Here is a 13,194-nt window from a genome sequence, read left to right as displayed (position 1 = left end):
GAATCTTAAGAGACTTCGGGTGAAATATATCTTCGCCCTTGATTACTAACAGTAATCAGTATACAGAAAATATTATTAGTGTGTATCCAAAATACAGTTATACGTCATGAGCACGCAAGAATTGTCACAAGTTGACACGCAGGATCAATCCGCAGAATGGGAAGATATCAGTGACCTTCCACCAAGTGCAAAGCTGGTTGCCAAATCTCTTCAGTATGGTGGTACGCTTACTCAGAGTCAGATCGCAGAACGAACGCTTCTCCCTGCCCGAACTGTCCGATACGCTCTTGGGCGACTTGAGGACCGAGATATTGTTCAATCACAGTTTTCGTTTTCAGATGCGCGTAAACGTCTTTACACGCTTTCTGTTGATCCTCCCGAATATCAACACTAGCTAGTCCCAGAACGATTGTGTTCGCGCGTACTGTCTTTCTGCTTCCAGAATATCTCTGTAAAAGTCTATCTCTTCTTCTCGGTGTTTATTGATAATTCGAGCAGCCGTATCTGGTCCAACCCCTCGTGCGGCGAGTGCGGTCACTGCCTTTTTTCCATGTGCCTGCACAAGACTGGCTGCTTGATACGCTCGACGCGTGCGGTGGTCTTGGTCGTCGTCCTTGTCTTTTGCGCGGACAGCGCCGATTGTTTCTTCGTCCCAAGCGTTTAATGCTGCAATCATTGTCGACCCACATTCTGAACATGTCGGTTGATCTCGGACTCGCTTTACTGGCTTTGTCCGTTCCCAGTCTTTACAGTGAACACATAGCAACGTAATATCATCGCTAAGGATTCGATCTCGCACTGTCGTGATCACGCTTGCGTCTGCATTCTCTGGGGCCAGAAATTCGCCTCCGTTGTTGCGTCCACCTGTTCCAATCGGGGTTCGTTCACCAACTAATTCAATGTCAATGTCATTGTGCTGAATCCGTCGTAGTATCGCTGCTGTTTGCTCAAGATCTAAATCGTCGTGTATTACCGCTCGCTTGGCCTCTTCATATGCTGGCGTATCTTTCAGGATCTTTTGCAGGCGGTCCTGTCCCATCCCTGTGTCGCCTCTCCATGACTTGATTGTTCCAAAGTGTTCTGCGACCTGAGCAAGACGAAACATAAGCGTATCTGATCGATCCAGTGTTAATTCGATTAGTGGCTGAACATGTTCTGGATCTGTATCATAAAGGAGATTTTTAACTGTCTTTGCGCCGGTATTTGGTGGCACTTCCAGCTCAATCCGGTAGGGTCCCGTCTGTAATCCAACTGAAGAGCCTGTTTGCTGTCCAAGCAACGACGAAAGGATTCGTCCTAGTGTTTCATTTGTTTGATGGCCAAACGATGCATTTAGTACCACTGTACGCCCATGCTGTTCAATTAGAATCCGACTGTCGGTTGGTGGGGGTGCCACTTCGGAGTGCCGCTCAATCTGGCCTAATGATCGTTCAACAATTTCTTGTTTTGCAGGATAGCGTTGGACCACATCACGCGCAACATCTGATTTTGTCGCTCCATGCTCGAACTGCGCTGTCGTGACGCGTCGAAGTTCGCCAACTTCAGTCGCAATTGGGTATGGAACTGGAATTTCTTGTCCAATCCATGATGGCACCTCTCCAACTGGATCTTCAATTGGTGACACTTTCACTGCTGAATCGCCGTCATCAATGGTCACTACCCGCCAGACATCTCCTCCTTGAATAAAACTCTCTCCAGGTTCGAGAATCGTTGTGACAAACCGTTCATCGAGCGTTCCAACCTGATTACCACTGGCGACGTCTTTAACATCATATGTTTCTTCGTCTGGGATCATCGAGAGGTTGTTATACACATATTGCCAGGTGCCAGTCGCAACAAGCTGATTCTGTGTCTCTCGTATTTGCAAAATCCGATTTCCTGCTAATTCCTCGACAACTTCTCGGAATGTCTCTTCAGTAAGATCCTGAAATGGTGCTGCATTATTAATGATCTCGTACACTTTATTCGCGTCTATCTCATCACGACTGTTTACGATTGCTGCAACTTGGTTCGCTACGACATCAAGACTCCCTACGTGAATCTCTGCTGGCTCAACGAGTCCTTCTTTTGCTCGTCTTGCAATTGACAACGCTTCGAACGCATCATCGTTATTCGTCGCGACAATCGTTCCAGATGAAATCTCTTCAAACCGGTGGCCTGCACGCCCAATACGCTGCAGTAATCGAGCAACCTGTCGGGGGCTGGAATACTGTACAACGTGATCAACATGCCCTACGTCGATACCCAGTTCCATTGAAGACGTGCACAACAATGCATCCAATTCACCCTGCTTGAATTTATCTTCAACCTCAACCCGAGCATCACGAGAAAGTGATCCGTGATGGATGCCGATATCAACTGTTGTGAGCTGTGTAAATCGCGATCCTAGTGCTTCTGCTGTCTGTCTGGTATTGACAAAAATGAGTGACGATTCGTTTTCTGCAACAATATCCCGGATTGTTCGGACATGGCTCGCCAATTCTGCATCAATCATCAACTCACCAGCAAGTGACTCGTCTTCTGTTGTCACCTCAGGCACAACAACATCGACCTCTAAACGACTGCCAACATCAACCCGTTTGATTGTTACATCTCGTCCTCCGGTCAGAAACGTTCCAACAGCCTCCGGATCTCCAACTGTTGCCGAGAGCCCAACCCGCTGAAACGGGCCAGCATGCTCTCGTAGCCGCTCTAGCCCAACGACAAGTTGTGCACCTCGCTTTGAGGCGGCAAGTTCGTGCACCTCGTCAATCACAATGTGTTCAATATCTGCGAGTGCTTCTTTCAGCCGCTCTCCTGTAAACATCGCCTGTAGTGTTTCAGGTGTTGTCACGAGAACATCTGGCGGGTCTGTTGCTTGTTGTCGGCGCTGATAGTCTGAGGTATCGCCATGGCGCACGTCGATCTCGATGTCAAGCTGCTCACCCCACCAATCAAGCCGATCTTGCATATCTCGGTTAAGTGCACGAAGTGGAGTGATATACAGCGCAGAAATGCCAAAACTTGTCCCATTTTGGACAATTGAATTAAAAATGGGCAGCATTGCTGTCTCTGTCTTTCCGGTCCCTGTCGGAGCAATCACAAGCGTGTGATCTCCTTTAGCAATAGGCGGGATTGCAAGGTCCTGTGGTTCTGTTGGGGATTCAAATCCCTGTTCAGCAAGCGCTGCTTGGACATCTTCGTCCAATACTTCAAAGGCCGAATGCATTGTTGCAAGCTGGTCTGTCATTTTTCACACTTCATATTCGTCCCAGGGAATCGCCTTAGCACATGATAGTCCCTTACTTGGTGATACTGTCTGTTCGGATACTTGGAGGGTTCCGTGTTGATTGTAGTACAGCGATATATCGACCGAAGTGAATGCTCAGGCTTCCCGTTATCTCTGAAAGTATGACGGCCAGGCCGTCTTGAATCAAACAAGTATATGGGCTCAATCAGCATAAAAACGCCGTCTTGTCGTTGATTTGTTGTGATCCGGTAGCAGCTTCAGATTGACCGATAATCACCGAGGTACGTTCCATCAAGTAAAAATGCGTCACCAGCTGGTAATCCGTCTGGTAGGAACGGTGCTAGGAAATCGTCCTGTCCCTCGTTGATCCATGTACCGCCTACAAGTTCGTTAAATGCTGGACAGATAATCAATTCTGGACCCCTCCAGTTGTTTATTTTGCCCCGTCGGGCAAACGGGTCCTCTATTAGTGTCCCTCGAATCCACGCTCGCCTTATTTCTGATCCTCCAACCGTATCTTCGAGTCTAACCACCGGATGCTCATGTCCCATGCAAATGATCTCACTTGACAGGACAGACTGACTTGGCCACGTGTGACCATGCATAATGCCAAGATTACCAATTTTTTCTCCAGCGGTTGGCGTAATCTCGATATCTGGAATCCATGACTCAATTGCCCCGTCATGGTTTCCTTTTGCTAAGAATACATCCAAGGATTCTGGAAGTGACTCAAACAACACCTCAAGCTCCCCACGCTCTGCGCCTCCTGGATCACCGATTGAATGCATTAGGTCTCCCAGCACGATCAACTGGTCTGGGTTTGTCTGCTCAACTAATGACAGTAGTCGGTCCCGCCTATCTGCTGCATGACTATCCACTTCAACGCCCGTTTCGTTTCGGAGTGCAACTTCTACACCAGCATGATAGTCTGCAATGATCAGCTTTTGGCTTCCATCGACATCGGCTATTGCGGCTGGTTCGCCAGCTACTGGCTCAACTTGCATCAGATTCGTTTAAGCTTCCCATCTTCCGGTTCATAGCACTGTCCGCCCATTAGTGCCTCATCAATTGCATCTTCGACATCCTCCGCTGAGGCACCCGTTTCTGTCGTGACGATATCAATCAACTCTGACCGACTAGCGCCCGCTCCGCCGTCCATCGACTCCATCTGATCCAGAAGCACGGTATCGATATCTATCTCCTCTTCTGATTCATCGTCGTCAGGTTCTACTGCGGATTCTTCTTGTCCGGCTGCTATTGTTTCCTCAGAGATCGAGTCTGTAGTGACCTCTTCAGATTGGGTGGTATCAGACTCTATCGGCTCCTCGTTCATGTCAAGATCCGGATCGACCTTGGACTCCGTTTCTTCCGGTTCTGGAACATCGTTTCCAGTTTCAAACTCCAGTCCATGCTCACTTTCAATCCGCTCTCGCTCTTCTTCGTCAACTGTATAGAGCTCATCTGGATCCGATTCGGCATCAACTGAATCCACTGTATCGAACTCCGTTTCTTCTGTTGAACTATCTAAATCAAGCGACTGCTCATCTACCGCAATCCCCTCATCTTGGGTTTCTTCTGCCAACCCTTCTTCGAATGATGGTGGTTCAGATTCTAATCCGTCTTCCTGAGTTTCTATCTCACTTGCTGCTGATGAACTTATCTTGTTTGTCTCTTCTTCATCAGGTGTTGATGTTTGTTTTACCTCACCAGACGCTATCTCTGACTCTGTTATCGATTCAGCCTCTATCGTCTGATCGACCCGTTCTGGTGTGATATCCTGCAATTCATCGAGAATATATTTTCCAGATTCCTCTGATGGCACCTGTTCTATTGCTTCGACCTCGTCTCGCTCGCCTGCAACGACCTCAAGTGTTTGAATTGCTTGCTCTTTTACTGCTCCAAGGTAGTCTGGCGTTGGATTATAGTAGTTAATCGCTTTAACGATACCTTCTGCTTGCTCGATTGGAACTGATCGTTCCTGTAATGCCATTTTGAGCTCATCGCCCTGCTTTTCGAGAGCCAGCGCAGTTGCCATCTGTTCAATTCTGGTCAGTGTTTGTTCTGCAGTCTGGATAACCCACCGGTCCCGGGTTTTAGCATCAACTTCGTTAATCCGCTCTGGTCGTACTGACGTGAGTATGTCATCACTGTCGTCTGGCTGGAATGTGTTTGCTTTTCCAGTAATTGCAACAAATGCCGGTGGCTCAGTTTTCTGCAAAAATGCCAACGCATCCGGCTCATATTGTCCAGCATACACGACAAATACACCAGTTGGATCTGCAATTCTAGCCCGGATTGTATTTTCGTTTACTTGTTCAACTGCTGTGAGAACTCCGACCGTAAACAGTCGATTGATCCGTGCGCCAGTTGGTGACACGACATATTTTGGTGCTCGTTCTTCGTCACTTTCTGCATACTCGAATTCCGCCTGATCATATTCTGATGCAAATATTCGTACGGCGACTTCTCGCCGGTTGTCTGGTGCACTCATGATTCAACCCCCGTAAGTAGTTCTTCTGCTTGCTGTGCTACGTTGCCATCGGCTTCTACAAACTCTGTTGCTTCGATCCGAGCCCCGTATTCATCTACAGAAAGGTGTCCGCTCACGCGATATTCTCGACCGATGATCTCCTCACCAATCTTTTCTCGAACAACCGACTGATCCATTGCATCCCGTGCTGCCTGTCGTGCTGCGTCGATACCGCCACCGTATATCTCTGCTGTTTGTTCTTTGTCAAGCACGACCGTTGCTGCTCCGGTCCCGTCATCGATAACTGCCTTCACTCTGAGATCATCAACCCCATCAACATCTCCGTGCGTGCGACATCGACCGTTCTGTACAATTCGATTACACTCCGGACAGCGCTCTATCAATCCAGATCCGTCCTGAATGTCTACGATGTTTCCAACAATCTCAATATCGTATACACCTCCAGTCTTGACCGCCTCTTGAATTGTCAACCGTGTTCGATCGCTTTGCGGTTCGATTGGCTTGTTAAGTTCAGTAACCGTAGTAAACTTTGAAAGGCTGATCTCCGGAACGCCGCGGAATTCTCTGACATATACGTCTTCCAGTCGCAGTGTCGCCCCAGTTGTCATCTCAGGTCGAGCCGCCCAGTCTGTGAATGGTAGCCGACCTGTTTCATCGGCGATGACGCCGCTTTTAATCGTTGTTTCACCATCTCGTCCTGAAATCGTTCGTGTTTCAACTTCTTCTACGACAACTTCTATAACTCGACCACTGTCTCCAACAGACAATTCTGTCAGTGATCGATCTCCTCCAACTCGATATGGTACCTCAAGCGATTCGTCTTTAATCGTGACTGTTGAGGAATCTCCTATGTTGATCTCTGGCTTATCTCGAAACTCTCGAACGCTCCCATTTCCAACTGTGACTGTATCACCTGCTTCAAAACCAAAATCATCCCATGCTGTGTATCCGATCTTTCCTGACTCATCCGCAATTGTTCCTTCTCGAATCACCTGTGTTTCCCCATCATAGTGAATCTCTCGGGTCCCAACTGTTAACACGCGAGCTGTGAGATTTACTGTCCCATCGTCTGGATCAATCTCATCAATGGATGAAACTGTAGGTGTCTCTCCCGACTGTGTATCCCCATACTTTCGTCGTAGGCTTTGTTTGGCTTCATCTACCGGTACGCTATATTCGATTAAGTTCTCAAGGTCTGCCTTAACCTCCTGTTTGTCGACACCGAGGTCGGAGGCAAGCTCCTCGGCGTGATCATCTAATTGCATAATATAACACTCACCCGGCCAGAAGTATAATGATTACCGTCTGATTCGGAGAGCGTTGTTCTACCTAGACGAATTATCTCTTCCCCCGCTAAAGACGTGAAATTTTGCCCATCAGCTGCTGTAATTGCACATAAGAATCGAGGCGGATGCCAAGGGCTTGACTCCGAGGCCGTTGACTACTGCACCATACTACGGGAGACCTGATCAGCGACAAATTCTCATTCGAATAGCGAGGTTTCAATAGGATACAGGACCCTTTTTTCAACGATGGATCACGATCATCTTATTACTGCAAAACAACTTTCGCGTGAGGACATTCTGCAGGTGCTTGATCGTGCTGCCGAGTTTGAAAAGAACCCGGATGCAATCCGGGATCGACATCGGGGCACATTGCTTGGATTACTGTTTTTTGAACCAAGCACGCGAACGAAAATGAGTTTCGAGGCCGCAATCAAGCGTATGGGTGGGGATGTTGTGGATATGGGCTCAACAACATCATCCAGCGTAAGCAAGGGTGAAAGCCTCGCTGATACTGTTCGAGTTGTTGAAGGATATGCGGATGCACTCGTTCTTCGACATCCAAAACAGGGATCTGCTCGAATGGCCCGTGAATACGTTGACGTCCCAATTGTCAATGCCGGCGACGGAGCTGGCCATCATCCTTCACAGACACTGCTCGATCTGTATTCAATTCGGGAACTCAACGGCTTAGATGATCTGACAATTGGCATCATGGGTGACCTAAAATACGGCCGAACCGTCCATTCGCTTGCTACTGCGCTAACAAACTTCGACGTTGACCAACACTTTATCAGCCCGGAAAGCTTGCAGTTACCAGACGGTGTCAAATATGATCTTAATGCTGCTGGTGCATCTATCACAGAACACACTGACTTAGATGCTATCCTCCCAGAACTAGACGTATTATATGTGACTCGGATCCAACGGGAGCGGTTCCCTGACGAAAATGAATACCGGAAAGTTGCTGGCGAATACCAAATTGACACCGGAACTCTTTCAGAAAGTAAAGACTCGCTATCTGTGCTTCATCCACTACCCCGCGTTGATGAAATTAACCCAGATTTGGACGTAACCTCAAAGGCACAGTACTTTGAACAGGCACATAATGGTGTTCCAGTCCGTATGGCCCTCCTCGATTTTCTCTTAGGTGACAACCAATGAGTGATCATAAACTTCGTGTAAGTAAAATCCAAGACGGAACCGTCATTGACCATGTACCCGGTGGCGCTGCACTGCACGTACTGGCGATTCTTGGTATTGATGGTAGTGGTGGTGAAACTGTCTCAATCGGTATGAACGTTGACAGTGATATACTTGGGGAAAAAGACGTTGTCAAGGTCGAAGATCGAGAGCTTAGCCAAGCAGAAGTTGATGTTCTATCATTGATTGCTCCTCAAGCAACGATCAACATTATTCGCGATTACGAGGTTATTGAGAAGCATCGCCTTGATCGCCCAGAAACTGTTTCTGGTGTCCTTGAGTGCCCTAATCCTGACTGTATCACTGCGGATAACGAACCAGTTGAATCCACATTTGATGTACTTGGAGAAGGCGTTCGATGCAGATATTGTGAGACGATTATTACGGATGACCTCATTAAACATATTTCACGGTGACAAACAATGGCGCTTAATCCACATCGCGTTGACATTGCTGTTGACTTTGCATATGGCGTGTTAATCTTCATTGCCATTGTTCTCATGCTACAGGTTGGAACAACGGCAGGGATTGCGTTTGGAATTGGTGTCTTTCTGTCTTATCTTCTCCATGTTGGCTGGAAGATGGCTCGCTTTGATCCTGATTGGATGACTCAAGAAGTTGCTGAGTCAGTTGAGGAAACCGTCGCTGAGGAGGTCGATGAAGTGATCGATCGCGTTGAAGAGGTAAATGAACGAGTTGATCGCCGACCAAAAACAGAGGAAATTGAAGAGACCGTCGAAAAAATCGCTGAAGGACAAAAGGATCAGTGAACTAATCCGAGGTCAAGCTTTGAGACACCTTATCTGATATCTTTGTAGAACCGTAATTGCTTCTGGTGGTTTTTCTCTATACGTGTTTTTCATGATAACAGCGTGAAGTACCTCGGGGTCAAGTCGTTCGAGAATCAGAGATTCTCGTGATCACGAAAACCGAAGGGTTTTCGACGACCCCGAGGCGCTCTACCTGATTTTTATAGACCTTACCTCACCATCCGTCGACACGCTCTTTGGACTGCTAAGTGTATGTATGATTGTGTGAGTACCAACCAACCAAGCTATCAGCAACTTCCACTCTCAGAATTTCATAGCCGTATTAGAAGGCTTGAAAATCAGTATCAGTCATGCACTCTCTGTGGCCACGCGTGTAACGTGGACAGGCAAGCTGATGAATCTGGGCGGTGTGGTGCTGATATAACTGTCAATGTTGCGTCCTATGCTCCCCACCATGGAGAAGAACGTCCCATCAGAGGCATTCATGGTAGTGGCACTATATTCATTAGCCACTGTAACCTCTCCTGTGTATTTTGCCAGAACCCGGCTATTAGTCGAGGAGAACGCGGCAGCCCAGTATCGCCCGCAGAGATTGCAGAAATGGCCCTTGAATTACAGGAACAGGACTGCCATAATATCAACTTTGTAACACCAACACATCATACACCAGCTCTTGTCAAGAGCATCCGTATTGCTCGTGAACGTGGGCTCTCAATTCCAATTGTTTGGAACTGTAGCGGCTACGAACGGTTGGAAACTCTCCGTCTTCTAGACGGAATTGTTGATATTTATATGCCAGACATCAAATGGGCAGACGACACTGCCTCGAGACGATACTCTGACGCTCCTGACTACTGGAAGCTTGCATCAACTGGACTTACTGAGATGCATCGACAGGTTGGCACACTCACAATCGATGATCGCGGTATTGCTACATCAGGTGTGCTTGTCCGTCATCTCGCTATGCCAAATCATATCGAGCAGACAAAACAAATCCTGAAGTATATTGCGAATGAGGTCTCGCCGGAAACATATGTGAATCTGATGTCTCAATACCGGCCACAACACCGCGTCTTACAGGGTTCAGCATACGAGCAGATTAATCGGTCAATTTCAGCTGAGGAATATCAAAGAGCTATTGAGTATGCTGAGCAATGTGGGCTCTCTCGTGTTAATGCTGACCACTAAACTGCTGTGTTTCATGCTTTTTCCTCAAAATAGTAATAAGCTATCTGCACCGAACTCAGAATCTCTGAGTGAATCTTACCAGAACTTCAATTTACGCTTGACTGCCTTCCGTTTAAGTGCCTGTATGTGCTCTGTGAGTGGAATATCCTTTGGACAGACTTCTGTACAGGAGAACTGCGTTTGACAACGCCAGACTCCATGCGAATCTTCAACGATTTCCATCCGTTTATCGTTCAATTCGTCATCTTCCCGCTCATCCATCACAAAGCGATATGTTTTGTTGATCGGCGCTGGACCAAGATACCGCTTATCACCTGCTGCGATATTACATGACGAAACACAGGCACCGCACCAGATACATCGGGTTGACAACTTGATTTTCTCACGGTTCTCGGCACTCTGCAACCGCTCGCTTACACCATCTTCCCAGTCCTCTTCGATAACGTCGACTTCTTGTCCTTCTGGTGAGACTTCATCCATCCGGTTGTAGAAGTCTTGCATGTCAACAACGAGGTCTTTCCGTACTCCTTGGTGTGGTAATGGTTCTATTCGCACCGGTTTTTCAAGATCAGCAATCTGTGTTTTACATCCCAGACGCTGTTTTCCGTTGATGAATAATGCGTCTGAACCACACACCGCTTGTCGACAGGAATGTCTGAATGCCAGTGTCGAATCAATATTATCTCGAACGTAGATCAGCGCGTCAAGCACTGTCATCCCTTGTTCGAACGGCACCTCATAATCAACTAATTCAGGCTCATCACCTTCTTCTTCTGGATTGTGCCGATAAATCTTCACGACAACAGTCTCATCTGCTTGTGTAAGTTGTTCTGCGCTTGTCTGCTCGTCTGTTGATGTTGCTTTGCTCATAGTTCATCAGAGTATTCCAGCCATGTGGAGTGCGACCCGCGTACCCTGCACAATGATAAGAACGCCAGATCCGATCAGCACCCACTTGCCAATTGTTCGTTTTGCTCCCTCAACACCAAACCCAATCAACGCTTGGTACACACCGTTTATACCGTGGAACGAAGCTGTCACTAAAAACAGCCACATAGCTCCGAAATACCACCACTCTTCCATCCTTGCTTCTGTCCCAGCTAGTGTAATTTCGGCCGCACGGTCTGGGAATTCTAATCCAAGAATGCTCCCAGTTGGATAGTGAAGCGTAATCCAGTGTCCGGCGAGCAACACAATCAATACAACCGCTGTTACGCGTTGTAGTACCCAATTAACTGTGTTTGCGTTAAACGTCGATGGTTGTCCTTGTTGTTGCGACATCATATCATCCTCCAAATAGCACCCATGCAGTAATTACAACTGAAACAGCCGTAACGGCTAGTGATGCATAGAATGACTCTTCCTGATACTGTGCACCAAATCCAATATCGAGTAGTAGCAGGCGGATTCCATTGAGAATATGAAATGCAACCGCGGCAACAAGGCCTAGCTCAAGAAGCTTGACGACAAACAGCTCTTCGAGTCCACCAAGTACCTCGTTGTATAATTCTGGTCCGCTGATTGCTGTGCTTAGAACCGCAATGTGAACAAACATATACCCAATGAGAACCCAACCTGTTGTCTTATGAAGGACCCAGGCCCACATCCCTGCGGAAAATTCTTTCCATCGACTAAGGTCTTCGACTGTCCCTCGGTCGTATGACTGACTCATCGGTCTGTTGTGACTGTTTGTGTGTAACTATATATGCGTTATCTTCCATGATGAATTAAGTCGTCGGATATATCTTTTTACCTAATTGAATAACATTATGGGTCAAATTCGGATTGTTTGGGGGACCGGCACTGGTCCTACCGAACTAGCTGCCTATGATGCTGCGTTACGAGATGCGAATGTCCATAATTACAATCTCATACCGCTTTCTTCTGTTATCCCTCCTGAAGTGCCCATCAAAGAAGTTGGATCTGCTCCAGATCTCGGCACCCATGGAAGTGGTCTCTACGTTGTCGAAGCCTCTGAAACTGCAACGACCGGAACTGTAGCGGCAACATTAGCGTGGGCCCGTTCAACTAGTGGATACGGTATCTTCTACGAAGCTGCCGGCAACTCATCAGCCGAGCAGATTACCTCGCATGCTCTTACTGGTATTAATCACGGCATTGCGCAGCGTGATAATGAATTCGCAAGTCCTGTCACTCAGAGCAAGCAGCTTGACGTTGAACAAACCGGAGATACTGCCGGTGCTGTGGTTGTTCTTGCTGTCTATGGTGAGGGGATAGATCTTATTCAAAATAACAGCTAAAAGACGTTTTGCTTTCCACGGTTTTCGAACACTGGCAAATGTTTTTTAGGCTGGTGCACATACTGTATGCCATCAAGATGAACGGAAACACACCATATGGGGGCACTCCAACGGTAACACCAGCCGGAAAGCGAGCTTCAGCTGATATTTCTGATCCAGCCCCCGATCAAATACGTCGGTTACAAGAAAATATGTCTGAAATCGCTGCGGAAACAAGAAAACTCCTCCCAAATGGATATCTGGTTAATACTAACGTCGGTCGCGGTGCAACTGGAGTTAAAGCACAAATTGCTGTTCGTCCTCCTGCCGGCCGTCCTGTCAGTGCCGGATTTTCCCCGTCTGAAGATGAGCTTCAATCAAGTGAGATAATTGATACAGATGATCAAACAGAAGTCGCACGTGGGCTTGCTGCCTCTGCTATTCTCCAAGTTAAGCAGGCAGTCTCTTCTGATATTACCTCTGTTGCGAGATAACAACCAACCTTTTGTTTGTCCTTTCTTTGTATACTGATTTGGCCACTCCCGACACTGTTTTATTCATTGGGATGTTATGAAGTAACATGCCACAACCCGACCCAGAGTATGATCCGGCTGAAGAGTCTGAATATGAGTGTCTAGACTGCGGTAATTTGATCGAAGAAACTGATCCATCGAATTGTCCAGAGTGTGGAGGAACACTCCGAAACCGGAGCCTTCCAATGGAGTAACTCAACTTGGGAGTTGTCCCCAGCTACAACTGTTCTGGCATTATTGACGCGACGGGATTTTAC

General features: G+C 47.4%; 15 protein-coding genes. 8 read left to right on the top strand and 7 right to left on the bottom strand.

The features are described from left to right. The first annotated feature begins 106 nt into the window (after positions 1-106). Positions 107-394 carry a helix-turn-helix transcriptional regulator gene (locus K0C01_RS01720; protein WP_221170353.1) on the top strand — a complete coding sequence of 96 codons (288 nt, stop codon included), beginning with the start codon at positions 107-109 and terminating at the stop codon, positions 392-394. Here the strand turns inward: K0C01_RS01720 and K0C01_RS01715 are convergent, their stop codons facing one another. From K0C01_RS01715 to K0C01_RS01700, 4 genes are all read right to left on the bottom strand, one after another. Then, positions 395-3,229, bottom strand: coding sequence for a DEAD/DEAH box helicase (locus tag K0C01_RS01715; protein WP_221170352.1), 2,835 nt, complete (start codon positions 3,227-3,229; stop codon positions 395-397). A 257-nt stretch (positions 3,230-3,486) separates the two neighbouring features. Then, positions 3,487-4,233, bottom strand: coding sequence for a metallophosphoesterase (locus K0C01_RS01710; RefSeq protein ID WP_221170351.1), 747 nt, complete (start codon positions 4,231-4,233; stop codon positions 3,487-3,489). Further along, positions 4,233-5,720, bottom strand: a complete 1,488-nt coding sequence (locus tag K0C01_RS01705; RefSeq protein ID WP_221170350.1) for an RPA family protein — start codon at positions 5,718-5,720, stop codon at positions 4,233-4,235. Before K0C01_RS01705 ends, K0C01_RS01710 begins: the two co-directional genes overlap by 1 nt. Continuing rightward, positions 5,717-6,985 carry a Single-stranded DNA binding protein gene (locus K0C01_RS01700; RefSeq protein ID WP_221170349.1) on the bottom strand — a complete coding sequence of 423 codons (1,269 nt, stop codon included), beginning with the start codon at positions 6,983-6,985 and terminating at the stop codon, positions 5,717-5,719. The genes K0C01_RS01705 and K0C01_RS01700 overlap by 4 nt, the downstream gene beginning before the upstream one ends. A 267-nt stretch (positions 6,986-7,252) precedes the next feature. On the opposite strand from K0C01_RS01700, the gene pyrB reads away from it, so the two are divergent. The 4 genes from pyrB to K0C01_RS01680 all read left to right on the top strand — a co-directional run bounded on the left by pyrB (position 7,253) and on the right by K0C01_RS01680 (position 10,164). Then, on the top strand, positions 7,253-8,167 hold the full coding sequence (gene pyrB / locus K0C01_RS01695) for an aspartate carbamoyltransferase (RefSeq protein WP_221170348.1): 915 nt from the start codon (positions 7,253-7,255) through the stop codon (positions 8,165-8,167). Continuing rightward, complete coding sequence (gene pyrI, locus K0C01_RS01690; RefSeq protein WP_221170347.1) at positions 8,164-8,622, top strand: aspartate carbamoyltransferase regulatory subunit; 459 nt, start codon at positions 8,164-8,166, stop codon at positions 8,620-8,622. Before pyrB ends, pyrI begins: the two co-directional genes overlap by 4 nt. Before the next feature lie 6 nt (positions 8,623-8,628). Next, complete coding sequence (locus K0C01_RS01685; protein ID WP_221170346.1) at positions 8,629-8,976, top strand: hypothetical protein; 348 nt, start codon at positions 8,629-8,631, stop codon at positions 8,974-8,976. Positions 8,977-9,240: 264 nt separating this feature from the next. Continuing rightward, positions 9,241-10,164, top strand: a complete 924-nt coding sequence (locus K0C01_RS01680) for a radical SAM protein (protein ID WP_255568338.1) — start codon at positions 9,241-9,243, stop codon at positions 10,162-10,164. Between the two features lie 75 nt (positions 10,165-10,239). On the opposite strand, the gene K0C01_RS01675 is transcribed toward K0C01_RS01680, so the two are convergent. Genes K0C01_RS01675 through sdhC form a run of 3 tightly spaced genes read right to left on the bottom strand, consistent with a single transcriptional unit; the run spans position 10,240 to position 11,836 of the window. Further along, positions 10,240-11,034: a succinate dehydrogenase/fumarate reductase iron-sulfur subunit gene (locus K0C01_RS01675; RefSeq protein WP_221170344.1), complete on the bottom strand. Its 795-nt coding sequence runs from the start codon at positions 11,032-11,034 to the stop codon at positions 10,240-10,242. Between the two features lie 6 nt (positions 11,035-11,040). Next, positions 11,041-11,448: a succinate dehydrogenase/fumarate reductase transmembrane subunit gene (locus K0C01_RS01670; RefSeq protein WP_310736329.1), complete on the bottom strand. Its 408-nt coding sequence runs from the start codon at positions 11,446-11,448 to the stop codon at positions 11,041-11,043. A 1-nt stretch (position 11,449) separates the two neighbouring features. After that, positions 11,450-11,836, bottom strand: coding sequence for a succinate dehydrogenase, cytochrome b556 subunit (gene sdhC / locus K0C01_RS01665; protein ID WP_221170343.1), 387 nt, complete (start codon positions 11,834-11,836; stop codon positions 11,450-11,452). A 97-nt stretch (positions 11,837-11,933) separates the two neighbouring features. Here sdhC and K0C01_RS01660 point away from each other — a divergent pair, with 97 nt between their 5' ends. From K0C01_RS01660 to K0C01_RS01650, 3 genes are all read left to right on the top strand, one after another. Next, complete coding sequence (locus K0C01_RS01660; protein WP_221170342.1) at positions 11,934-12,425, top strand: pyruvoyl-dependent arginine decarboxylase; 492 nt, start codon at positions 11,934-11,936, stop codon at positions 12,423-12,425. Between the two features lie 77 nt (positions 12,426-12,502). Next, positions 12,503-12,898: a DUF5811 family protein gene (locus K0C01_RS01655; RefSeq protein ID WP_221170341.1), complete on the top strand. Its 396-nt coding sequence runs from the start codon at positions 12,503-12,505 to the stop codon at positions 12,896-12,898. Between the two features lie 86 nt (positions 12,899-12,984). Continuing rightward, positions 12,985-13,131, top strand: coding sequence for a rubrerythrin-like domain-containing protein (locus tag K0C01_RS01650; RefSeq protein WP_221170340.1), 147 nt, complete (start codon positions 12,985-12,987; stop codon positions 13,129-13,131). Positions 13,132-13,194 lie beyond the last annotated feature (63 nt).

Source organism: Salinarchaeum sp. IM2453, from assembly GCF_019693215.1.
Classification (GTDB): domain Archaea; phylum Halobacteriota; class Halobacteria; order Halobacteriales; family Salinarchaeaceae; genus IM2453.
This window is presented reverse-complemented; position numbering and strand designations above follow the sequence as displayed.